Annotated in this window: 17 protein-coding genes and 2 pseudogenes; 9 read left to right on the forward strand and 10 right to left on the reverse strand. The window is 65.0% G+C overall.

Translation table 11 applies throughout. The features are described 5' to 3' along the window. A complete protein-coding gene (locus FUT88_RS17765; RefSeq protein WP_147217064.1) occupies window positions 1–651 on the forward strand; it encodes a phosphoribosyltransferase in 651 nt (216 codons plus the stop codon). A 10-nt stretch (window positions 652–661) separates the two neighbouring features. On the opposite strand, the gene mgtA is transcribed toward FUT88_RS17765, so the two are convergent. From mgtA to FUT88_RS17780, 3 genes and pseudogenes are all read right to left on the reverse strand, one after another. Then, on the reverse strand, window positions 662–3,292 hold the full coding sequence (gene mgtA / locus FUT88_RS17770; protein WP_147217066.1) for a magnesium-translocating P-type ATPase: 2,631 nt from the start codon (window positions 3,290–3,292) through the stop codon (window positions 662–664). A gap of 248 nt (window positions 3,293–3,540) precedes the next feature. Then, the gene (locus tag FUT88_RS17775; protein ID WP_147217067.1) at window positions 3,541–4,188 is read right to left on the reverse strand and encodes a response regulator transcription factor; all 648 of its coding nucleotides are present in this window, start codon (window positions 4,186–4,188) and stop codon (window positions 3,541–3,543) included. Then, window positions 4,185–5,572, reverse strand: a pseudogene (locus tag FUT88_RS17780) (PAS domain S-box protein). The gene FUT88_RS17775 and the pseudogene FUT88_RS17780 overlap by 4 nt, the downstream one beginning before the upstream one ends. A 255-nt stretch (window positions 5,573–5,827) precedes the next feature. Between FUT88_RS17780 and FUT88_RS17785 the strand changes: the two are divergent. Next, window positions 5,828–6,628, forward strand: a complete 801-nt coding sequence (locus tag FUT88_RS17785) for a helix-turn-helix domain-containing protein (RefSeq protein WP_147217068.1) — start codon at window positions 5,828–5,830, stop codon at window positions 6,626–6,628. A 112-nt stretch (window positions 6,629–6,740) separates the two neighbouring features. Here the strand turns inward: FUT88_RS17785 and FUT88_RS17790 are convergent, their stop codons facing one another. From FUT88_RS17790 to FUT88_RS17815, 6 genes are read right to left on the reverse strand one after another with little or no spacing between them, the layout of a single operon-like run. Beyond that, on the reverse strand, window positions 6,741–7,388 hold the full coding sequence (locus FUT88_RS17790; RefSeq protein ID WP_147217069.1) for a BON domain-containing protein: 648 nt from the start codon (window positions 7,386–7,388) through the stop codon (window positions 6,741–6,743). A gap of 30 nt (window positions 7,389–7,418) precedes the next feature. Continuing rightward, window positions 7,419–7,781 (reverse strand): TraR/DksA family transcriptional regulator, encoded by a 363-nt coding sequence (locus FUT88_RS17795; RefSeq protein WP_147217070.1) that lies wholly within the window; start codon window positions 7,779–7,781, stop codon window positions 7,419–7,421. A 47-nt stretch (window positions 7,782–7,828) separates the two neighbouring features. Continuing rightward, window positions 7,829–8,359 carry a flavodoxin family protein gene (locus tag FUT88_RS17800; protein WP_147217071.1) on the reverse strand — a complete coding sequence of 177 codons (531 nt, stop codon included), beginning with the start codon at window positions 8,357–8,359 and terminating at the stop codon, window positions 7,829–7,831. Window positions 8,360–8,404: 45 nt separating this feature from the next. Next, window positions 8,405–9,058, reverse strand: coding sequence for a BON domain-containing protein (locus tag FUT88_RS17805; RefSeq protein WP_147217072.1), 654 nt, complete (start codon window positions 9,056–9,058; stop codon window positions 8,405–8,407). Between the two features lie 34 nt (window positions 9,059–9,092). Continuing rightward, window positions 9,093–9,932 carry a universal stress protein gene (locus FUT88_RS17810; RefSeq protein WP_147217073.1) on the reverse strand — a complete coding sequence of 280 codons (840 nt, stop codon included), beginning with the start codon at window positions 9,930–9,932 and terminating at the stop codon, window positions 9,093–9,095. Window positions 9,933–9,972: 40 nt separating this feature from the next. Then, the gene (locus FUT88_RS17815; RefSeq protein WP_147217074.1) at window positions 9,973–10,473 is read right to left on the reverse strand and encodes a universal stress protein; all 501 of its coding nucleotides are present in this window, start codon (window positions 10,471–10,473) and stop codon (window positions 9,973–9,975) included. Window positions 10,474–10,761: 288 nt separating this feature from the next. Between FUT88_RS17815 and FUT88_RS17820 the strand changes: the two genes are divergently transcribed. Further along, on the forward strand, window positions 10,762–11,220 hold the full coding sequence (locus tag FUT88_RS17820; protein ID WP_147217075.1) for a CBS domain-containing protein: 459 nt from the start codon (window positions 10,762–10,764) through the stop codon (window positions 11,218–11,220). A gap of 40 nt (window positions 11,221–11,260) precedes the next feature. Further along, window positions 11,261–11,443 carry a DUF2892 domain-containing protein gene (locus tag FUT88_RS17825; protein WP_147217076.1) on the forward strand — a complete coding sequence of 61 codons (183 nt, stop codon included), beginning with the start codon at window positions 11,261–11,263 and terminating at the stop codon, window positions 11,441–11,443. Here the strand turns inward: FUT88_RS17825 and FUT88_RS17830 are convergent, their stop codons facing one another. Beyond that, complete coding sequence (locus FUT88_RS17830) at window positions 11,444–12,670, reverse strand: MgtC/SapB family protein (protein ID WP_147217078.1); 1,227 nt, start codon at window positions 12,668–12,670, stop codon at window positions 11,444–11,446. Between the two features lie 154 nt (window positions 12,671–12,824). Between FUT88_RS17830 and FUT88_RS17835 the strand changes: the two genes are divergently transcribed. From FUT88_RS17835 to uvrA, 5 genes and pseudogenes are all read left to right on the forward strand, one after another. Beyond that, the gene (locus FUT88_RS17835; RefSeq protein ID WP_147217079.1) at window positions 12,825–13,835 is read left to right on the forward strand and encodes a zinc-dependent alcohol dehydrogenase family protein; all 1,011 of its coding nucleotides are present in this window, start codon (window positions 12,825–12,827) and stop codon (window positions 13,833–13,835) included. Window positions 13,836–13,915: 80 nt separating this feature from the next. Beyond that, entirely contained in the window at window positions 13,916–14,371 is a 456-nt protein-coding gene (locus FUT88_RS17840) for a universal stress protein (RefSeq protein WP_147217140.1), read from the forward strand. 319 nt (window positions 14,372–14,690) lie between these two features. Next, window positions 14,691–15,597, forward strand: a pseudogene (locus FUT88_RS17845) (mechanosensitive ion channel family protein). Window positions 15,598–15,676: 79 nt separating this feature from the next. Further along, window positions 15,677–16,570 carry a class II glutamine amidotransferase gene (locus FUT88_RS17850; protein ID WP_147217081.1) on the forward strand — a complete coding sequence of 298 codons (894 nt, stop codon included), beginning with the start codon at window positions 15,677–15,679 and terminating at the stop codon, window positions 16,568–16,570. 243 nt (window positions 16,571–16,813) lie between these two features. Next, a complete protein-coding gene (uvrA, locus tag FUT88_RS17855) occupies window positions 16,814–22,663 on the forward strand; it encodes an excinuclease ABC subunit UvrA (RefSeq protein WP_147217083.1) in 5,850 nt (1,949 codons plus the stop codon). Window positions 22,664–22,671: the final 8 nt, after the last annotated feature.

Here is a 22,671-nt window from a genome sequence, read left to right on the forward strand (position 1 = left end):
ATGCGGTTCAAAGATCGATTGGATGCAGCGCGCATGCTGGCACAGGCGCTGGAGCAGTACAGGGGCGTGCATCCCTTGGTATTGGCCATCCCCAGGGGCGCGGTTCCCATGGGCGCTCTCATCGCAACCGCACTTGGAGGTCAGCTCGATGTGGTGCTGGTCCGCAAGCTGGGCGCGCCATTCAACCCGGAACTGGCAGTGGGGTCCGTCGAAGAAGGCGGCTGGACCTACACCGCACCCTATGCAAGACGCATTGGCGCAGACACCACATACCTCGCACAGGAAAGCGCCGAACAGATGGATGTCATCCGCCGACGCCGTGCGCTCTATACCCCGAACCGCGGTCCGTATGACGTAGAAGGACGCGTCGTGATCGTGGTCGACGATGGGCTGGCAACCGGGGCATCAATGAAGGCAGCACTCCACGCCATACGCCAGCGCCATCCGCAACGCCTCATCTGCGCCGTTCCTGTGGCGGCACCGGACAGCCTGGAAGACATCCGCCCCCTCGCCGATGAAGTGATCTGCCTCTACGCGCCGCAGGGCTTCCGCGCGGTCGGCATGTATTACGCCGATTTTCCTCAAGTGGAAGACGCTGAAGTGCGTGCTGCGTTGGGCGCTGCCCCGCAAACCGAGCGCCAGGCGGGCTGACACGCCCGGCTCAATCAAGACCGTACCTGCGCACGTACCACGCTTTCATCATGTAGGCGCACACGCCGTAGACCAGCACGATCGCCACCAGACAGGGCCAGTAGGCAAGCGGCAGCGGCACAAAACCGAACAGTGCGCCGACTGGCGTCAACGGCATGGCAACGCCCACGCACGCAATGGCTAGGCTCGTCAGCACCAGCGCGGTACTTGCCCGGCTTTGCACGAAGGGCACCTTGCCCGTGCGAATGATATGGATGATGAGTGTCTGCGTAAGCAGCGACTCAACAAACCACCCCGACTGGAAAAGCGCCGGACTCCCCCACGCGTGAAACACCCCCAGCAGCAGCGCATACGTTGCAAAGTCAAACAGCGAACTGACAGGGCCCATGCACAGCATGAACTTCAGGATGCTGCCGATCTCCCACCGCCGCGGCTTGACGAGGTAGTCGTCGTCCACGTTGTCAGTCGGGATGGCGGTTTGCGAGAAGTCGTATAGCAGGTTGTTGAGCAACACCTGCACGGGTGCCATCGGCAGAAAAGGCAGAAACAGGCTGGCGCCCAGTACGCTGAACATGTTTCCAAAGTTCGAGCTGGCGCCCATCTTGATGTACTTGACGATGTTGCCGAATACCTTGCGCCCTTCCGTCACGCCCTCCCCCAGCACCGCCAGGCTTTTCTCCAACAGGATGATGTCGGCGGACTCCTTGGCAATGTCGACCGCGCTGTCCACGGAGATGCCGACATCGGCGGCCTTGAGCGCCGGCCCGTCATTGATGCCGTCACCCATGAAGCCCACGACGTGGCCCCTGCGGTGCAGCGCCTCGACAATGGCCGCCTTCTGCGCGGGCGACACCTTGGCAAACACGGATGCGCGCTCTGCCACGTCGGCCATCTGCTCCGGCGACATGCCGGCCAGCTCGGTCCCGAGCACGACAGGCTCCACGGCCAGCCCGACCTCGCGACAGACCTTGCGCGCAACAATGGCGTTGTCCCCCGTCAGGATCTTGACCGCCACACCGCTGGCCTTCAACGCGGCAATGGCGGGCGCGGCCGTATCGCGCGGCGGGTCGAGAAAGGCGATATACCCCAGCAACGTCAACCCGGACTCGTCCGCCACGGCGTACTGGCTTTGCTCGGGCGGCATCTCCTTGTAGGCAACGGCCACGACACGGAAACCATCGGCGTTCAGGTTCTCGGCCAATTGCCGCGTAGCTTCGAGATGGCTCGCCTCCAACGGCCCAGCCTCGTCTCCGCTCACGTAACGCGCACTGGCGGCCAGCACTTCTTCCACCGCGCCTTTGCAGATCAATACGTGCGTGCCGTCTTCCTGCGCCAGCACCACCGACATGCGCCTGCGCTCGAAGTCAAACGGCAGCTCATCGATCTTCTGGAAACGCGCGTGCACGTCCAGGCGCTGCTCCAGCTCCACATGCTTGAGCACGGCCACGTCCAGCAGGTTCTTCAGGCCCGACTGATAAAAGCTGTTCAGGAACGCATACTCCAGCACCTGGTCGGATTCTTCGCCGCGCAAGTCCAGGTGATGTTTGAGGATGATGCGGTCTTGCGTGAGCGTGCCGGTCTTGTCGGTGCAGAGCACGTCCATCGCCCCGAAATTCTGGATGGCATTGAGCCGCTTGACGATGACCTTCTTGCGCGACATGGCAATGGCGCCCTTGGCCAGATTGACCGTCACGATCATCGGCAGCATCTCGGGCGTCAGGCCCACGGCTACGGCCACCGCAAACAAGAGTGCCTCGAACCAGTTGCCCTTCGTCAGCCCGTTGATGAGAAACACCGTGGGCGCCATCACCAGGATCAACGTCAGCATCAGCCACGTGAACCGCGTAATGCCGCGATCGAAGCTGGTCTGAACACGTTGCCCGGCAATCAGGTTGGCCACATGGCCAAAGGCGGTCCGCTGGCCCGTGGTCAGGATCACGCCTTTGGCGTAGCCGCTCACCACGGCGCTGCCCATGAAGCACAGGTTGGCGCGATCGAAATCTGCCGCAGGGTGGCTGTCGGAAGGCTCCGCGTGTTTTTCCTGCGGCATGGCTTCGCCAGTCAGGGCCGACTGGTTGACGAACACATCCTTCGCGCTGAGCAGTCGCAAGTCGGCCGGGACCATGTCACCGGCGGAAAGCTGGACGATATCGCCGGGCACCAATTGCTCGATGGGGATTTCTTGGGTTGCTTCGACGCCGTCGGAACCGATGCGCCTGACCGTCGCTGTTGTGTGCACCATGCGGCGCAGTGCTTCCGCTGCGCGGTTCGAGCGATGTTCCTGCAGAAAGCCGAGCACCACGCTCAGCACCACCATGACGGCAATCAGCACCGCCGCCCGGACATCGCCCAGCACCGCGGAGACGCCCGCCAGCGAGATCAGCAGCAAGTTCAGCGGATTGACGGAGCGGCGAGCCAACTCGACCAGCACAGCCTCGTGATGGCCGTTGGCCACGCGGTTGGGCCCGTATTCACGCAGGCGCTGTGCGGCGGCGTCCTGTGTCAGGCCGTGCGCCTGGGTATGGAGCCGATCCAGCACGTCTTGCGGGGCAAGCGCTGACCACGTAGAGAGATCGTCGGCGGCGGGTGAATGCACGGGCAGCACATCGGGCAGCACTTGCCAGCCTGGTTGACCGCGCATCGCTAATCTCCTTGCGCCCAGGTGTATGCGCGGCGAGCTGCGACCCTCGCATCATCGGCCGGCCCCACGACCACCCGCTTGCGTTTCAGAATGGCTTGCACATGGCTCCCGTTTGGCCATGCACGGCAGACAGGGGCGCGCCCCCGGGGTGAAATCAACCAGCCGATGCATGTGCATCAACGATAGCGATTCGGGGCTGGCGGCCCTTGATGTGTCGCAAGGCCGCGCCGAGTCCCGCAGGAAATGCGCTACAGCGTGTCGTCGTCCGAGAACAAGCGATGACGTATTGCGTAACGCACAAGGGCGGCTTCGCTGGAGAGCTGCAGTTTGTCCATCAACCGCATCTTGTAGGTGCTGACCGTCTTGGCGCTCACACACAGGCTGGTGGCGATCTCGGTCAGAGGCTCGCCCCGCACCAGGCGGCGATAGACCTCCATCTCGCGGTCGGACAGGCGCGTGTGGGCCGCCTCTTCACTGGGCTCGCCCAGGCTGTGCGCGAGCTTCTCCGCCATGGGCGGACTGACATAGGTGCCGCCGTTCGCCACCTTCTGCAGCGCGGTGACGAGTTCGGTCGCCGCGCTTTCCTTCGTCAGGTAGCCGGCGGCCCCGGCACGAAAAGCCCGCGCCACGTACTGTTCTTCCGCGTGCATGGTCAACACCAGCACACGCACCCTGGGGTGATCGTCATGCAACTGACGAAGCAGCTCGAGCCCGCTGCGCCCCGGCATGGAAAGATCGAGCACGAGCACCTGCGGTTGATGGTCGCGCACCAGTTGCACGACCTGCGTGCCGTCGGAGGCTTCGCATGCGACTTCAAAATCTCCAGCGCGCTCCAAGATATGACGCACGCCATCGCGCATCACGGCATGATCGTCGGCGATCATCACGCGAATCATGTCCGCGCCTCCTCAGTGGTTTCGTGCACGGCCGGAAAACTTACGTTCAAGCGGAAGCCGCCGCCTGGCGAGTGTGTGATCGTCGCTTGCCCGCCAAGTAGCCGGGCGCGCTCGCGAATGCCAAGCAACCCCAGCGGCTTGCGCTCCCCCGCCGCGGGAGGTGCGCCGCTCCAGCCATGTCCATTGTCTTGAATGGACAGTTCCCACACGCCATCCTGCTGCGAGAACTCGATCTCGACGCGCGTTGCGTCGGCATGGCGCACGACATTGTTGAGTGCCTCCTGCACGATCCGGAAGACCGAGATGGCGGCGCGCTCGTTCATCGCCAGCTCTTGGGCACGCACGGTGACGACCAGCCCAAAGCGCTGCGAAAATTCTTGGCCAACCATTCGATGGACGGCACAAGCCCCAGCTCGTCGAGCAACGGCGGTCGAAGATCGGCCGAGATCTGCCGCACGGCGGCGATCGTCTCGTCGATCACGTGTTGCATTGCCTGGGTCTGGTCGATCAGCGTCTTGTCGCTCCGTGCCGCCTGCAGATCGGCCGCCAGCAGAGAAATGTCCATCTTGAGCGCGCTCAGACGTTGGCCAAGATCGTCGTGCAGTTCTCGGGCGATGCGGTGCCGCTCCTCCTCGCGCGTGGACAGGATGCTGTCCGACAGATGCTGGAGTTCTTCCTGCGAGCGCCGCAGCGCCGCTTCCGCGCGGACGCGCTCCGTGGTGTCGCGCAGCATCACCGTGAAGAGCTTGCCGCCGTTGACTTCGATCTGTGAAATCGATGCTTCGATCGGAAACTCGCGCCCATCGGTATGCAGAGCAAACAGAGGGCGCTGCTTGCCCATCTGCCGCTCCGATACGCCCGTCACGCCGAAGCGCCGCACATGCGCTTCGTGTGCGCCGCGAAACCGCTCGGGAATAAAGTCCGACAGCGGACGGCCGATGGCGTGGCGCGCGGGGCATCCGAACAGTGTCTCCGCCATGGGATTGAAGAGCACGATGCGCTGAGCGTCATCGACCGAAATGATGGCTTCCATGGACGAGCGGATGATGCCGGCCAGCCGGGCTTCGCTCTTTTCCAGGTATGTCAGATCCCGCGCGACGGCCGCGCGCAGCTTCCGGAGCCGCAGCCAATAGAACACCAGTGCGACAACCGCAGCGATACTTGCCGAGGCCAGCAAAATGAACGGAGCATCGCCGGCCCGGAGTGCGAACGCCAACCGAGCCACCGTTGCAGCCAGCAGCAAAACGGCCAGCACCCCCACCACAAGTTCGGCTGAGGTGGATTGCAACTGCAATAGTCGCCTGTGCGTTGCCTTCGAAGATGGAGTGTCTTGGTCCGCCACCGGGCACCAAAAAAGGGCTGGAATGCAGACAACATAGCTTATTCCGGGGGCGGCAGATACCGGCTGTGTGATGGAGGCGCCCCCCGGGAAACCCTGTCACGGCCTGTCAGGAAACCCTGACAAGAGCGCAGCGCACGCCGACGCGCATCTCAGCGCTGCCTGATTTCGCGCAAACGCGGCGCCTCCCATACTTCTACTCACGGACATCAGGCCTTGATGGAGGGCTGTGACCGGATACCCACCACCTCTCGGAGGATGTGTGGTTCAAACACAACAACCGCCTTCCGGAGCCGCCCCATGATTCCGCGCACGATAGAGTCGCCCACGCCCGTCGAAACCCGCCACCCCGCTGCCCTTCCCCAGCTCCGGCTCGTCCGTGACGCAACACAGGCCCGCCAGACAACGCCGCTGATCCCGAGCAGCCAGTGCGCCAATTGCATGATGCACTGGGCCTGCATCGCCAGCGCTGTACCGACCGCACAACGCGAACAGCTGGATCAGATGGTGCACACCTGGCGCAAGATCCCCAAGGGCGAAGCACTGTTCCGCGCGGGTGACAGCTTCCACGCGCTCTATTCCATCCGCTCGGGTTCGTTCAAGACCGTGCTTTCGCACCCCAACGGCGCAAACCACGTCAGCGGCTTCCAGCTGCCCGGCGAAACGCTCGGCCTCGACGGCATCGCCACTGATCGCCACAGCTGCGATGCGATTGCACTGGAAGACAGCACGGTTTGCTCCATGCCGTTCCATTGCATTGAGGACCTGTGCCAGGACATCCGCCCGCTGCAGCATCGCCTTCACCAATTGATGGCCGAAGAGATCGTGCGCGGGTCGGGGCTCATGCTGCTGCTCGCCGGGCTGAGTGCCGAAGCGCGCGTGGCGACCTTCCTGCTGAACCTCTCCTCGCGCATGCAAGACCGCGGCTACTCGGCCTCCAGCTTCACGCTGCGCATGACCCGCGAAGAAATCGGCAGCTACCTTGGCATGCAGCTCGAGACCGTCAGCCGTGCACTGTCGAGGTTCCAGCGCGAAGGCTGGATCGTTGTGAGCGGCAAGAACATCGAACTGACCGACAGGGCCGCACTGACCGAGCTTTGATCGCTCGGCTCGCCCCCATAAAAGAACGCCGCCCCCCTTTTTTCAGGTTGGGCGGCGTTTCTGCTTCCCCCGCGTTTCCCCGCTTGGCTTCCCCGCCTTGTTTCTGCCCTCACTACGGCGCGATCTGGAGATGATCGATGACTTCCGTCACGCCAGGTGCGGACCATGCCGCGCCCTTGGCCGCCCGCCGCTCGGATGCGGAACCGATGTGGCCGCTGAGCGTGACCGTCCCGCCCTGAACAGAGACCTGGATATGGTCAGCTTCCCGCGCGGCATGCCGCTTGAGCGCCGCACCGATCTGCTCGGCAACATTGGCCGGCGCCACGCGCGCTTTGATCCGCAAGCGGTTGATCAAGCCCGCCACACCGCGCAATGACCCCACCGCATGCGCTGCCTGTTCGCTCTGGTAGGGCCAGTCGACCTCCCCGGAGAGCGTCACCCAGCCGTTTTCGACCAGCACCTCGATGCGATTGGACGGCAAGGTCACCTGCCATTCAAGCGCGGCACGGGCTGCCTGCGCGACGTCCGCGTCCGTGTGCGCGCCCGGCAGGCGGACTTCAATTTTTTGCACAACACCGCGCACGCCGCCAACACGCTCGGCGGCATGCTCGGCAGCGAGTTTCTCCATGTAGCTGCGGACGTGGCCGGTCAGTGTCACCACGCCGTTTTCCACTTCCACGCCAATCGCTGCGGCATCCACCGCGGGCTCCCAAAGCAGTTCGTCGTTGACGTCCTGCTTGATACCCAGATCGCTTTTCATACCTCGCTCCTGCTAGATAGCGTCGCCTTGCTACGCCCACCGGCGCTCGCGCGCGGTTTGGCATGGCAGACAGCGCATGGCAGTCGGCTGGGCTTGCAGGCGTAAAAACGGAATCGCCTCGCCACAATCGACGCAGATGCCGTAGCTGTGCTGCTGCATGCGCTCGCGTGCAGCGTCCAGTTGCTCCAGCTCGCTGCGATATCGGGCGAGCATGACGTCGTTCGTTTGCTCTCCTGCCTCTTCATCGGCAAGATCCGCGTTTTCGAACGGCGCCTCACGCGGCAACGGCACCGCGGATGCCCCCAGTGCGGACAACTGACGCTGCACGCGTGCGTCCTGTTCGTCGAGCAAGCTCCTCAGCCGTTCCCATTGCGCCTCGGTAAAGCGGCTCATGCCAAGTCTCCTTCGATTGATCCAATGTCCGAGCGGTGTGTTGAAGGTCAGGCTTCCGTTGGCGAGAGCCAAGCGGGGCGTTGCCTCGACTGCTCCCACCGGCCGGCGGTCTTCACCTGATCGATGAAGCCCGCCATCTCCTCCTGCGACAACCCGCTGAGCACGTCGCGCTGGAACAGCGCCAGCACGGGCGCAGGAATGGTCGCGGTGATCCGCATGATCTCTTCGACTGCACGGAAGGCCCCGCGCGCTGCCATGACGCAGATCACGGACAGGTGCGTGGACCCTGGCAACTGGTCGGCCAGGAAGTCCCGCATGGGCGAAGCTAGGTGGCCCATCCAGATGGGGGCAATCACGACGACATGCTCGACTTCATCGAGCGGCGGGCCTTCATAGCGGTACTTCGCGCGGGCATGGAACACGGTTTCGATGACGCAGCGCGCATCCCCGAGGAAACCGGCGCGGGGATGCTCGTCCGTCACCTCGGCAAGCTGCCATCCGCTCTGCGCAGCCATCTGCTCGGCCACCTGACGTGCCGTACCGGTACGCGAGTAGTACACGATCAGCTTCTTTTCCATCTCGGACTCCAAAGATTTCGAAAGCAGTGGAACAGCGGATTGCTTCTAGGAACCTACCCACATGCGGTCGACGACGGCACGCACGCCTGGCGCATCCCATGCAGCCTCGCGGGCCGCACGGCACTCGTTGAGGTTGCGCAGCGGCCCGTACAGCGTGACCGTCCCGTCCGTCACGGAAACATTCAGGCGCGAGGCGTCCACCGCAGCCAGGCGTTGCAGTGCCTTTGCGATGCGATCGCTCAGATCGGCCGGCCCGGAGGCGGCGCGCAATGTCAGCGCATTGGCGACAGACTTCACGCCGCGCACCCTGCGCACCGTGTCCAACGCCGCACGGCGCTGGAAGTCCTGGTCGACTTCACCGCGCAGCGTCACGGCGCCCTCTTCGACGCTAATGCGGATGGCATCCGCCGGCACGGATACATTCCAGTGCAACGCGCTGCTGATTGCCTGCGCAATGTCTTCATCGGGGCGCACCATATCCGCCGGCATCCGTACATCCACATGGATGACAAGCGCGGTCACGCCGGCAACGCGCCGGATCGCCTCTTCCGCGGCATGCTTGTCGGCGAACGTGTCGACGCGGCCGGAGAGCGTGACGACGCCGTCCTTGGCCTGAACCGCAAAGCGACTGGCATCCACCGCCGGATCCCATTGCAGTTCTTCTTCGACATCGTGCTTGAGCTGGATATCGTTCTTCATGGCGATCTCATCAGGTTCAGTCGCGGCCCAGGGCTCAGTGCGACATCAGCGCCGGTACGGTCATCGTCTTCAGCAGGGTGCGCGTCACGCCGCCCAGCACGAGTTCGCGCAGGCGGCTGTGCCCGTAGGCGCCCATCACGATCAGATCGGCATTGAAGTCGGCCGCCCGCGAGAGCAGCAGCTCGCCCACGGCGGTGTCGGAATCCGCGCAGTCGGCCTCTTCAACCGTCGTTTGAATGCCGCGCGCATTCAGCGCACGCGCCACCTGGCCCACGGTGGTTTCTTCGGCCCAGTGCTTTGGCTGCCTGCTGGTGATCTGCAGCACGTGCACGTTGGCACCCTTCATGATCGGCATGGCGTCGTGCACCGCACGGGCGGCTTCGCGGCCGCCGCTCCAGGCGACCAGTACACGCTTGGGCAATGCGGTGAAGTTGCCCGCATACGGCACAACCAGTACAGGGCGGCCCGACTCCAGGATCAGGGTTTCCACAAAGTCGCCGGCGATGAATTCATCCGGATCATCGTGGTTTCGTTGTCCGACCACGAGAAGATCGCTCTCTCGCGCCTCGCGCAGCACGAGCGCCACGGGGTCGCCCTCCACTGCGCGCCACTCCGTTTCCACCCCAAGGCTCTCCGTCGCCTGGCGAAAGCGCGCATGTACGGCGTCCCGAACGCTGTCGCGCCGGATACGGTCTTCTTCCAGATAGCGGGCTGCGTTCTCCATCATGTAGAACCAGCTGAGACTGGGCGCAAAGCTCGCATAGATGCCGACGAGTTTGGCGCCATGCGCCTGCGCGTACTGGGCTGCAAGGTTGAGACGGTGCATGGCGCGCTCGCTGCGGTCCAGATGCACCATCACACTGGCGTAACTCATGGTCAGATCCTGGTGTCGTGTCAGAGGGGGAACTACCCGGTCAGGCAATGACGGCATTGGCCAGCGGTTCGGTAGCTTCGCGCGCTGCTTCCGTGGGCACCGCGCGGACGAGCAGCACCGGCAGCGTGCTGCGGCGTACAACGCTCTCAGCCACGCTGCCCAGGAACAAGCGCTGGAAGCCGCGACGCCCATGCGTGCCCAGCACCAGGGCCTGGGCGCCGACGTTCTGTGCCGCCTGTTCGATGGCGGTGCCGATGTCGAAGGTTCCGATGGGGTCGTCCACCACCACGCTGTGGACATGTACACCGGCCTTTTCGGCCTTGTCCCGCGCGTCGGCAACGATTTGCTTGCCTTGTTTGACCAGTGCCTCGGTAAAGGCGCCGACATCGATATAGCCAACGTCGTACATCAGATACGAGTTGTCGATCACGTGCGCGATGACCAGCTCAGAGCCGAGCTTTTTTGCCAGCTGGATGGCCTCGTCCAGCGCGCGCTCCGCCGTAGGACTGCCATCCACGGCTACCAGAATCCTGTCGTACATGATGTGCCTCCATCTCGAATCCGTCGTCCGCCCCACACGGGGTTGCTGGATTCCATGTTGGACCACCATGCGGATCAGCCCTTGATTTACATCAGCGTTTGGCTTGCCGGCGCCTCAGGCAATGCCAATTGATCTGCCTCAAGGGCCTGCGCGCCGCGCTCGATAGACTCGTGCGCTATCCGCTGCCTCTCGGGTGCAGTTCTGGAAAGCTCACGGCACCTTGTGCGGGATCAACTTCTGACACCGGCCCGTTCTTATAGTGAAAACGTACGCGCATCGGAGTTCAGCATGAGGGTCAACGAGATCTGTTCCCACCGCATCGTCCACGTCCAGGCGACGGCGACGCTGCAGCAAGCCGCCCGGCTGATGCGCGACGAAAGCGCCCGGGCGCTGCTTGTCACGGAACAAGCCGTTGGAGGTTCACGGGTGGTCGGCATCGTGACAGACCGCGACATGGTGGTGCACGGCATTGCCAGCCAAAGCGACTGCACCCACACCGCCGTCTCCGAAGTCATGACGCGCGGCCTCCTGACCATCCACGATGACGCCGTGATCAGTGAAGCCCTGCGCTCGATGCTGAGCCACGGCCTGCACCGTCTAGGCGTGGTCGATCGTCAGCAACGGCTGGTGGGCATGCTCAGCCTGGACGACACCATCCGCGCGATCGGCGGCGAATGGACGTTGCTCGCCGGCATTCTCGGTCGCGACAACGCGACGCGCCCCGCCACCATGCGCCGTCCGACTTGATTCTCTAAGGCTTCACTCACTGTTATCCAGGAGCACTGCCATGTTCACCAATGTTGGAACCGCGGACCGCGCCGTCCGCATCTTGATCGGCGTCGCCATGATCCTGCTGGCGTTCTTTGGCAAGGTGCCCGCGTGGGTCGGCTGGGTGGGTCTGATCCCCCTGGTGACCGGCCTCGTCCGCATGTGCCCGCTCTACTGGGTGCTGGGCATCGGACGAGATTGATCAGGCAACCAACCAGAACACCGCCCAGCTGGCCAGCAGCATGGTCAGCAGACCGGCGGTGACCTTGCCGGCAAATGCCCGGCCTCCGCTGACGGCCACGACAACCTTCGAGAAAGTGTTGGCCGTCAGCGCAAGCATCACGAGCGCGCCCGCCGTCGATATTTGCAGCGTGTGGCTTGCCGCCTGCGTTGCGATGGAAGCGGTGGCGGCATGGACATCGGCAAACGCACCGAAGACCGTGACGGCCACGACCGCTGCCGTCCCGAACCACATGCGCGCGGCGGCTGCGGCAAGCAGCAACGCCGCCGTCCACAGCGCAAAACCGATCGCGATGCGCCAGTTGATGGCGGACGCTGCGTCCTCCGGCGCCGCCTGAAGCGGCTCGCTGCCGCGCCATATCCATAGGGCGGACCATGCCACGGTCACCACCATGGCCACCGCCAGCGGGGCTGCCAGCAGGCGCAACAAGTCGATGCTGATGGCGGCAATCAGCAACAGCATCTGCACCAGCGTGGCAACGTTGGAGAGCAGTGCAGCGGCAACCGCGCCGTCAACGGGGCGATGGTCTTTCCGCGCCCGTGCCGCCATCGTCGTGATCGTTGCCACACTCGAGGCAAACCCGCTGAACAAGCCGGCCAGCGGCAGACCGAGGCGCTCTCCAAACCCTCGCGCCGCAAAGTGGCCCATGTTGCCGGTCAGCATGACAAGCAGCACAACGAGCCACAGCGTATGCGGGTTCCAGGCGTTCAGCGGCCCGAGGTTCCGGTCTGGAACAGCGGGCCAGATCAGCAATGCCGCCACGGCAAGGATCAGCAGATCGGCCAGTTCACGCTGGGTGATGACCGTGCGGGCAAACCGATGCAAACCGGCTTTGGCATAGAGCAGAACAAGAAGGACCGTGCCCAGGCCGGCCGTCATTTCCGGCTCGGTCACGGCATAGGCGCCCAGCAGCGTGGTCGCCACAAGCGCGAGCTCCGTCGTCACACCAGGGTCAACATTGGCCGAATGGTGATACCCCATCGCCGCCAACACCGCGACGGCCAGCAACACCGTGGGCACGGCAAACGGTATCGGCAGGCTTGCCGCAATGGCGCCTGCGAGCGCCCCGATCGCAAACGTTCGCATGCCCGCCGGCAACTCGGCGCTGCCGGCATGACTACGCTCGCGCTCAAGGCCGATCGCCAGGCCCACGCCCAGGGCAACCGAGAAAGACAGCAGTGAAGACATTCAGTGAAGTCGGATAGTCGTTGCAATGCACCCATTCAGTATTGCGCGCGGCAACGCTTTCCGATTGATCTGGCGCAGTCGATGGTCGACTGTCGGGCAGCCGTTCCGTGGTGCTGACCGATACTGTTCAGGCACGCCATTCTCGGAGACAGCGATGTCTGAATCGATGCAGGCCATGGTGATGGAAGGCGCGGGAAAGCCGTTGAGCTGGCGTGAAGTGCCGCTGCCCGCCCCTGGCCCGGGAGAAGTCCGGATCGCCGTCTCGGTATGTGGTGTCTGCCGTACCGATCTGCATATCGTGGACGGCGAACTGACCGCCCCGAAACCATCGCTCATTCCCGGTCACGAGATCGTGGGCGTCGTCGAGTCATGCGGCGAAGGCGTGACAACACCCGCTCCAGGCGAGCGCGTCGGCGTGCCGTGGCTCGGCTGGACATGCGGCGTCTGCCCGTACTGCCTGCACGGCCGCGAAAACCTGTGCGACCACCCTGCCTTCACCGGCTATACGCGCGACGGCGGGTATGCCCAATACGTCGTCTGCGACGCGCGATACTGCCTGCCGATTCCAGCGCGGTACGACGATGCCCACGCCGCGCCGCTGCTCTGTGCCGGGCTGATCGGCTACCGCACGCTGCGCATGGCCGGCGATGCGCGCCGGATCGGCATCTACGGCTTTGGCGCGGCGGCCCACCTCATCACGCAGATTGCCGTGGCAGAGCAGCGCGAAGTCTTCGCCTTCACCCGCGCCGGCGACACAGCAGCCCAGCAACTTGCGCTCGACACCGGCGCCAGCTGGGCAGGCGCAGGCGACGCGCCCGCCCCAGAACCGCTTGACGCCGCGCTGATCTTCGCGCCCATCGGCGCGCTCGTGCCGCAGGCGCTGAAAGCCGTGGTCAAGGGCGGCCCGGTGGTCTGCGGCGGCATCCACATGAGCGACATCCCCACGTTTCCGTACCGGCTGCTTTGGGAAGAACGCAAGCTCGTGTCGGTGGCAAACCTGACGCGCGCCGATGGAATCGCCCTCATGCGCACCGCCGCAGAGGTGCCCTTGCGCGTTCACGTCACGCCCTATCCGCTGCAAGACGCCAACACCGCCTTGGAAGACCTCCGCGCGGGGCGCGTGGCGGGCGCTGCCGTCCTGCAGGTGGCGTCGAAAGACCTTTGACGCGCATCAACAACCCCGCCGCCACGCTGTCTACGCTGATTACACGCGGTGCCGTACTGCGCAACGCCTTGGAGACCACCATGTACCAGCGAATCCTGCTCGCCGTCGACGGCAGCCACGCGTCGTATCTCGCGCTGCACCAGGCCATTGTGGTCAGCAAGGCAACGGGCGCCGAAGTCGAAGCCCTCTTCGTTGCCGACAGCAGCGACATCACCTTCGACATGGTCGGCGCGGACTCGATTGCCTACGCCAACCAGGTCGTCAATTACGGCCGGGACACGCTCGCCGAGGTTTCGAAAAAGCTCGACGCTGCAGGCGTCAAGCATTCGACCAAGTTGCTCGAAAAATCCATTGCGCCGGGGCAGATCTCGGCAACGATCGTCGCAGAAGCCAACGAGACCGCCGCCGACCTGATCGTGCTCGGGACACATGGCCGACGCGGGCTCAAGCATCTGGTGCTCGGCAGCGTGGCCGAAGGCGTGGTGCGCAAGACCAACAAGCCGGTGTTGATGGTGCGTAGCGAGGTCGAGGAGTAAGGCCACAACCTTCCCCGATCGTCTGACGCCGCCCGTCCGAGCTCATCGGCGGGCGGCAAAGTCTTGCTCGAAGCGCTTGCGCACCTGAGTGCACTCGGCCCTGCCTTCCGGATTCAAACCGACGCCACCTCCTTCTGCGTCAATTTGACCAAGGCGCGTTTGTTACTTTCGGTTCCAAAACGCAGCCAAACCCTCATCCCAGTGGTCGATGCATCGGCTCGGGGCCATTGCCCGCGAGCCTGCCCACCAATACGGCGGCCTGCGACAGGCGTACGGAGCGCATCGCTCCAGATTCCTGCCCGCCCAGATTCACTCGACCATGGAAGACTTTCTCTCGCACCTTCATCCCGAACGCCTGAACTTCATCTGGGACGCCTTCAGCCGCCTGGCCGTCAGCCTGTGCGCGGCGATGCTCATCCTGTTTCTCGGCTGGTGGATCTCCAAACGCATCGGCCGGTGGCTCAACCGGCTGGCCAGCGGCCAGACCCGCGTCGACGCCACGCTCAGGCCCATCCTGTGCGACATCGCCGTCTGGGGCATCCGGATTCTCGCCATTGTCGGGGCGCTGTCCCGGCTGGGCATTGAAACGGCCAGCATCATTGCCGTACTCGGCGCGGCGGGCCTTGCCATCGGGCTGGCGCTGCAGGGCACGCTGCAGAACATTGCGGCGGGCATCATGCTGCTCGCGCTACGGCCCTTTCGGGTGGGCGACTACATCGATGGCGGCGGCGGTGAAGTTGCCGGCACGGTGGAAGAAGTCAGCCTGTTCATGACGCGCCTGACCAAGCCCGACGGCATCTGCGAATACGTGCCGAACAGCGCGCTGTGGAGTCACTCCGTGCGCAACTACACGCGCAACCCGACCCGCCGGCTGGATCTGGAGATCCGAGGTCTCGCTCCAAGACGATATTCCGCGTGCGCTTGAGGCACTCCAAACGCTGGCCGCCAATGAACCGCAGGTGCTGGCCGACCCGGCGCCGCTGGCCATGGTGATGCGTTTTGACGACAGTATTGCCGTGTTGAATCTGCGCGTCTGGGCACGGACGGAGCACTTCTGGGACATGCGTTGGACGCTCGCCCAGAAAGTCCGCGCCACCCTCGCAGAGGCCCGCTGCGCCGTCCCCATGCGGATTCGCGAACTTCATATTGTGCGAGACGACACCAAGAAAATGGACGATGGACCGAGCCGTCAAGACCGAAAAAGCACCCATCCCATGGCCGGATGAGGGTCGGGATTTTCTTGTGCATTCGCAAACGCATTGCATAGACTCACCTTTCAAGGCATCCCTTACAGGCAAACGCATCATGTGTCGCTGGCTGGCGTATTCTGGCAATCCCATTCAGATGGAGACAGTGCTGTTCCGGCCGCGGCACTCGTTGATCGACCAAAGTCTGCGCTCCCGCCTCGGCGGCGAGACGACCACCAACGGCGACGGTTTCGGCATCGGCTGGTACGGCCGCTACTCTGAAGTGCCCTTCCGATACCGCTGCCTGCACCCCGCGTGGAACGACACCAACCTGCGTGAAGCCGCCCGCGCCATCCGCTCGTCGATGTTCATCGCCCACGTGCGAGCGGCCACCGACACCCCGGCACAAGAGACCAATTGCCATCCGTTCCGCTACGGCCGGTGGCTTTTTGCGCACAACGGGCTGATCCGCGAATATCCGATGCTGCGCCGGGCGCTGATGATGGAAGTGGCGCCGGAGCTGTTCCGGTGGATCGAGGGGTCGACCGACTCCGAAGTCATGTTTTTCCTGGCGCTGTCGTTCGGGCTCGACCGCGACCCGCGCGGCGCCCTGGAACAGATGGTCGGGCTGATTGAAGACATCGGCCGTCGCCACGGCGTCGAATACCCACTGAACATGACGGTCTGCGCAACGGACGGCGTCCAGATCGTGGCAGCGCGCTATTCCAGCGAGGGGGAATCGCGCTCGCTCTTCCACAGCACGTCTTTCAAGCATCTGCACCAGCTCTATCCTGACAGCGCTGCGATTGAAGACGCCGGGGACGGCGCGTTTCTTGTGCTGTCCGAACCGCTTGTCGACCTGCCCGGCGCTTGGGCCGAGATCCCCGAAGAGACCGTCGTCATCGTCAAGGGTGGCGTGGTCGAGCACCACCGTTTTGTGCCGCGCAAGCCCGGCCCCACGGGCTTCGACCTGCCAGCCAATCAGGCTTCCTACGGGCGCGAGGTAGGCTGACCGCCCAGCCGCGGGGATGATACAAGCGTCACCCCACTCTTTTTCCTGCTCCGCTGAAACCTCCTGACAAAACGCTGTCAGGAGCCCTGCGTTACGCTCGCGCCCGCGACTCGTTTCGTAGACGAACCGGATCTTGATAATCCGCTACAGTTTACGGCTCGAATTCTGATTGCCGGCGCAGCTGCCATAGGTTCACCCGCGCCGGCATTCCCCCTTACCTCCAAGCTCCAAGGAACGCCCTCCATGTCCTCCGGTGTCATTCGCCTGCGCGGAGCCCGTCAGCACAATCTCAAAAACCTCGATCTGGATCTGCGCACGGGCGAAATGACCGTCGTGACCGGCCCGTCGGGGTCCGGCAAGTCCAGCCTCGTTTTCGACACGCTCTACGCCGAAGGCCAGCGCCGCTACGTCGAAACCTTCAGCGCCTACGCGCGCCAGTTCCTCGACCGCATGGACCGGCCGCAGGTCGAGCACGTCGAAGGCGTGCCGCCCGCCATCGCCATCGACCAGACCAACCCCGTGCGCAGCTCGCGCTCGACAGTCGGCACGATGACGGAACTGAACGATCACCTGAAGCTGCTGTTTGCGCGCGCCGCGCAGCTGTTCGACCGCGAAACCGCGCTGCCGGTGCGGCACGACACGCCGGAAACCATCTACGACGACCTGCTTTCGCGCACGCGCGAGGGCGATCCGCGCCTGGTGGTGACGTTTCCCGTCGAGCTGCCCGCCAATACGAGCCCTGAAGAAGTCACGCAGTGGCTGTCGGTCAGCGGCTATACGCGCGTGCAGGCCGAGCGCGTGGTCGAGTCGCCTACCGGCAAGCGCAAGCTGCTCGACGTGGTGGCTGATCGCTTCCGCCTGCAGGGCACCGAGCGTGCGCGTGCGCTGGAGGCCATCGAGTCGTCGCTCAAGCGCGGCGGCGGGCGCGTCAGCGTGTACGTTTTGCCTGCAGAGGAAGGTGCGGAACCCACGATCTGGCGCTTTTCCACCGGCCTGCACTGCCCCGAAAGCGACCTGCGCTACGCAGACCCGCAGCCGGCGCTCTTCTCGTTCAATTCCGCCTACGGCGCTTGCGATGCCTGCCGCGGTTTCGGCCGCGTCATCGGCGTCGATCTGGGGCTGGTGATTCCGGACGAGCGCAAGACCCTGCGCGACGGCGCCATCAAGCCGATGCAGACGCCGGCCTGGAAGGAGTGCCAGGACGACCTGATGCGCTACGCCGCCGCTGCCGACATCCCGCGCGGCACGCCGTGGGCGGAGATGACCGAAGCCCAGCGCAACTGGGTCATCAATGGCGACCCGGCCTTCAAGCGCGGCGGGTGGAACAAGCAGTGGTACGGCGTGCGCCGCTTCTTCGACTACCTGGAGTCGAAGGCGTACAAGATGCACATCCGCGTGCTGCTCTCCAAGTACCGCAGCTACACGACCTGCGAAACCTGCGGCGGCGCCCGCCTGAAAACCGAGTCGATGCAATGGCGCCTCGGCACCAAGGAAAACGCCGACGCCGTGCTGGCGCCCGAACACCGCTTCATGCCGCGCGGCGTCGCCTGGAGCCGCGCCCAGCTCGAAGCCTTGCCGGGGCTGACCGTGCACGACCTGATGCTGCTGCCGATCGAGCGCATCCGCCGCTTCTTCGATGAGCTGACGCTGCCCTCCACGCTGCTCGACGACGCGCTCAAGCTGCTGCTGGACGAGGTGCGCACGCGCCTGGCCTATCTGTGCGACGTCGGCATCGGCTATCTCACGCTCGACCGCCAGAGCCGCACGCTGTCGGGCGGCGAAGTGCAGCGGATCAACCTGACCACGGCGCTGGGCACATCGCTCGTCAACACGCTGTTCGTGCTGGATGAACCCAGCATCGGCCTGCACCCGCGTGACCTGGACCGGATTGTCCAAGCCATGCAGCGCCTGCGCGACGCCGGCAACACGCTGGTGGTGGTCGAGCACGACCCTTCGGTGATGCTGGCGGCCGACCGCCTGATCGACATGGGCCCCGGCCCGGGCGAGCGCGGCGGCAACATCGTCTTCGACGGCACGCCGGCGTCGATCCGCCAGGCGGACACACTCACGGGCGCGTATCTGTCGGGCCAGCGCCGCGTGGCCGATGCGACGGACTGGCAAGCGCGGCCCGTCAATGACGCCACGCCGCGTCTGGTTCTGGAAGGCGCGTCGGAACACAACCTGCGCGATGTCACGGTCGAGATTCCGTTGCAGCGCCTGGTGTGCGTGACCGGCGTGTCCGGCTCGGGCAAATCGACGTTGATCCAGGACGTGCTGCACCCCGCGCTGGCGCGCCATTTTGGCAAGGCAACGGAATCGCCCGGTGCATTCCGTGCACTGCGCGGCGCCGATCAGATCAGCGACGTGGTGTTCGTCGACCAATCCCCGATCGGCAAGACCGCGCGTTCGAACCCGGCCAGCTACGTTGGCGCGTTCGATGAAATCCGCAAGCTGTTCGCCAAGGCGCCGATGGCGCTGCAGCGCGGCTACACGGCCGGCACGTTCAGCTTCAACTCGGGCGATGGCCGTTGCCCGACCTGCGGCGGCTCGGGCTTCGAACACGTCGAGATGCAGTTCCTCTCCGACATCTACCTGCGCTGCCCCGATTGCGACGGCACGCGCTATCGCGCCGAAATCCTGGAGGTGAAGCTGCCGCGTGGCGGCCGCGCATTGTCGGTGGCCGATGTGCTGGAACTGACGGTGAGCGAAGCCGCCAGCGTGTTCGCCGATGACGCCGACGTGCTGCGCGTGCTGCAACCGATCGTCGACGTCGGCCTGGAGTACGTGAAGCTTGGCCAGCCGGTGCCGACGCTCTCCGGCGGCGAGGCGCAACGCCTGAAGCTGGCAGGCTTCCTGGCCGAAGCCGCACAGGCCGCCCAGACGGCGGCGCGCAAGCGCGTGAAGCAGGACGTGCCGGCCAACGCGGGCCGCCTGTTCATGTTCGACGAGCCGACCACCGGCCTGCACTTTGACGACATCGCCAAGCTGATGCGCGCGTTCGGCAAGCTGCTCGACGCCGGGCATTCGCTGATCGTGATCGAACACAATCTCGACGTGGTGCGTGCGGCGGATTGGATCATCGACCTCGGCCCCGAAGGCGGCGACGCCGGCGGCCTGCTGGTCTGCGCCGGCACGCCCGCGCAGGTCAAAGCCTGCGCTGCATCGCACACCGGCGCCGCGCTCAAGCAATACGAAGCCAGCGTCGGCCAGCCGGAAGCCATCGAAGGCGTACCGCTGCAGACAGCACTGGCCGACCGCCGCGCCAAGCGTGCGGCGCTGGCGGAAGTCCAGGGCGAAAACGTCGTGCGCATCGTCCACGCACACGAGCACAACCTCAAGGGCCTGAACGTCGATATTCCGCACGGCAAGTTCAACGTGGTGACGGGCGTGTCGGGTTCGGGCAAGTCGACGCTGGCGTTCGACATCCTTTTCCACGAAGGGCAGCGTCGCTATCTTGAATCGCTCAATGCGTATGCGCGTTCCATCGTGCAGCCCGCGGGGCGGCCGGAAGTCGATGCCGTGTACGGCATTCCGCCCACCGTGGCCATCGAGCAGCGCCTGTCGCGCGGCGGCCGCAAGAGCACGGTGGCGACGACGTCCGAGGTGTGGCACTTCCTGCGCCTGCTGTACGTGAAGCTGGGCGTGCAGCACTGCATCCACGACGGCACGCCGGTATCGGCGCAAAGCCCGGAGGCGATCTTTGCCCAACTCATGCGCGATCATCGCGGCCAGCACATCGGCCTGCTCGCGCCGCTGGTCGTGAACCGCAAGGGCGTCTACACCGACCTGGCCAAATGGGCCAAGGCGCGCGGCTATACGCACCTGCGCGTCGACGGCGAATTCCTGAGCGTCGACCCATGGCCGCGCCTGGACCGCTTCCGCGAGCACACGCTGGAACTGCCGGTGGGCGACCTCGTTGTCTCGCCGGAAAACGAAGCCGCGCTGCGTGCGCTGCTGGAGCAGGCGCTGGAATATGGCAAGGGCATCATGCACGTGCTCGCGCCGCTCGACGGCCTGCAGCACGCCATGCACAACGGCGGTACGGCGCACGTCGGCAATGTGAAGGTGTTTTCGACCAAGCGCGCGTGCGCCACCTGCGGCACCAGCTACCCCGAGCTGGATCCGCGCATGTTCTCGTACAACAGCAAGCACGGCTGGTGCGCGAGCTGCGTCGGTACCGGGTTGGCGCTCACGCGCGAGCAGCGTGCCGCGTTTGACGACACCGTCCTCGGCGGAGACGATCGCGGCCGCGAGCAGACGCTGCCGTCGGAAGAGGTTGATCCGGAAGGCATGACCGACCTGCCCTGCCCGGACTGCCACGGCACACGCCTGAACCCGACGGCGCGCGCGGTGACCTTTGCCGACAAGCCCATCGTCGACATTGCGCAGTGGACGGTCAGCCAGACCCGCCGCTGGGTCGAGGGCCTGGACCTGACCGGCCGCGACGCCGACATCGCCCGCGACGTGGTGGCCGAGATTCACAGCCGCCTGTCGTTCCTGGAGGAAGTCGGCCTGGGCTACCTGAGCCTGGATCGCGCCGCACCGAGCCTGTCGGGCGGCGAAGCGCAGCGTATCCGCCTGGCAGCGCAGCTCGGCAGCAACCTGCAGGGCGTCTGCTATGTGCTGGATGAGCCGACCATCGGCCTGCATCCGCGCGACAACCAGATCCTGCTCGACGCGCTGCGCAAGCTGGGCGACAAGGGCAACACGCTGGTGGTGGTTGAGCATGACGAAGACACCATCCGCCGCGCCGACCACATCATCGATATCGGCCCAGGCGCCGGCAAGCGCGGCGGCACGCTCGTCGCGCAAGGCGGCGTGGCAGACCTTGCAGCCCAGCCGGATTCGCTCACGGGCCGATTCCTGTCGCAGCCGATCGAGCATCCGCTGCAGCCGCGCCGCCAGGTGGTTGCTCCCCGTACGGGCGCACAAGCGGTGCCCGAGCAGTGGCTGACGGTGCACGGTGCCAAGTTGCACAACCTGCGCAACGTGACCGCGACGATGCCGCTGTCGCGTCTGGTGGCGATTACGGGGGTGTCGGGCTCGGGCAAATCGACGCTGGCGCGCGATGTGTTGATGACGAACCTGCTCGATGCAGTGGGCCGTTCGGTGCTGTCTTCGCCGGCAACGCGCCGTGCACGCAAGGCCGCGCAGGCTGAGGTGCCTGACGCCAAGATGCCGCGCAAGCTCGACGTCAAACACGACTGGCACGGCTGTGACAGCGTCACCGGCTGGGAAACCATCGACCGGGTGCTTGAGGTCGACCAGACCCCCATCGGCAAGACGCCGCGCTCCTGCCCGGCCACGTACATCGGCGTGTGGGACACCATCCGCAAGCTCTTTGCCGACACGCTCGAGGCGCGGGCACGCGGCTACACCGCGTCGCGCTTCTCGTTCAACACCGGCGACGGCCGTTGCCCCGCCTGTGAAGGCCAGGGCGTGCGCACCATCGCCATGAGCTTCCTGCCCGACGTGAAGGTCGGCTGCGACGTCTGCCACGGTCAGCGCTTCAATGCAGAAACGCTGGCCGTCACCTGGCGCGGCAAGAACATCGGCGATGTGCTGACCATGGAGATCGACGAAGCGGTCGAGTTTTTCGGTGCGATGAACAGCATCGCCCACCCGCTGCAGTTGATGAAGGACGTCGGCCTCGGCTACCTGACGCTGGGCCAGCCCTCGCCCACGCTGTCCGGCGGCGAGGCGCAGCGCATCAAGCTTGTCACCGAGTTGTCCAAGGTGCGCGACGACGTGACGCGCCGCGGCCAGAAGGCGCCCCACACGCTGTACGTCCTGGACGAGCCGACCGTGGGCCTGCACATGGCCGACGTGGCCAAGCTGATTCGCGTGCTGCATCGCCTGGCGGACGGCGGCCACAGCGTGATCGTGATCGAACACGACCTCGACGTGATTGCCGAGGCGGACTGGATTCTCGATCTCGGCCCCGAAGGCGGCGACGAAGGCGGCACGATCGTCGCGGCTTGCGGGCCGGAGGCGTTGACGCGCGTGCCGGCGAGCCATACCGGCGCAGCGTTGGTGCCGGTGCTGGCGCGCGGCAAACAGGTCGATCCGAGCAAGGAAGGCGCGACGGTCTAGCGTGGCGC

This window comes from Ralstonia sp. TCR112 (assembly GCF_007997035.1).
Taxonomy (GTDB): domain Bacteria; phylum Pseudomonadota; class Gammaproteobacteria; order Burkholderiales; family Burkholderiaceae; genus Ralstonia; species Ralstonia edaphi.

Coding starts and splice junctions, on each gene's coding strand:
- FUT88_RS17825 (WP_147217076.1), top strand. CDS start 11,261: ATGTTCACCAATGTTGGAACCGCGGACCGCGCCGTCCGCATCTTGATC.
- FUT88_RS17840 (WP_147217140.1), top strand. CDS start 13,916: ATGTACCAGCGAATCCTGCTCGCCGTCGACGGCAGCCACGCGTCGTAT.
- FUT88_RS17765 (WP_147217064.1), top strand. CDS start 1: ATGCGGTTCAAAGATCGATTGGATGCAGCGCGCATGCTGGCACAGGCG.
- FUT88_RS17795 (WP_147217070.1), bottom strand. CDS start 7,781: ATGAGCCGCTTTACCGAGGCGCAATGGGAACGGCTGAGGAGCTTGCTC.
- uvrA (WP_147217083.1), top strand. CDS start 16,814: ATGTCCTCCGGTGTCATTCGCCTGCGCGGAGCCCGTCAGCACAATCTC.
- FUT88_RS17835 (WP_147217079.1), top strand. CDS start 12,825: ATGTCTGAATCGATGCAGGCCATGGTGATGGAAGGCGCGGGAAAGCCG.
- FUT88_RS17785 (WP_147217068.1), top strand. CDS start 5,828: ATGATTCCGCGCACGATAGAGTCGCCCACGCCCGTCGAAACCCGCCAC.
- FUT88_RS17820 (WP_147217075.1), top strand. CDS start 10,762: ATGAGGGTCAACGAGATCTGTTCCCACCGCATCGTCCACGTCCAGGCG.
- FUT88_RS17815 (WP_147217074.1), bottom strand. CDS start 10,473: ATGTACGACAGGATTCTGGTAGCCGTGGATGGCAGTCCTACGGCGGAG.
- FUT88_RS17800 (WP_147217071.1), bottom strand. CDS start 8,359: ATGGAAAAGAAGCTGATCGTGTACTACTCGCGTACCGGTACGGCACGT.
- FUT88_RS17775 (WP_147217067.1), bottom strand. CDS start 4,188: ATGATTCGCGTGATGATCGCCGACGATCATGCCGTGATGCGCGATGGC.
- mgtA (WP_147217066.1), bottom strand. CDS start 3,292: ATGCGCGGTCAACCAGGCTGGCAAGTGCTGCCCGATGTGCTGCCCGTG.
- FUT88_RS17790 (WP_147217069.1), bottom strand. CDS start 7,388: ATGAAAAGCGATCTGGGTATCAAGCAGGACGTCAACGACGAACTGCTT.
- FUT88_RS17810 (WP_147217073.1), bottom strand. CDS start 9,932: ATGAGTTACGCCAGTGTGATGGTGCATCTGGACCGCAGCGAGCGCGCC.
- FUT88_RS17850 (WP_147217081.1), top strand. CDS start 15,677: ATGTGTCGCTGGCTGGCGTATTCTGGCAATCCCATTCAGATGGAGACA.
- FUT88_RS17830 (WP_147217078.1), bottom strand. CDS start 12,670: ATGTCTTCACTGCTGTCTTTCTCGGTTGCCCTGGGCGTGGGCCTGGCG.
- FUT88_RS17805 (WP_147217072.1), bottom strand. CDS start 9,058: ATGAAGAACGATATCCAGCTCAAGCACGATGTCGAAGAAGAACTGCAA.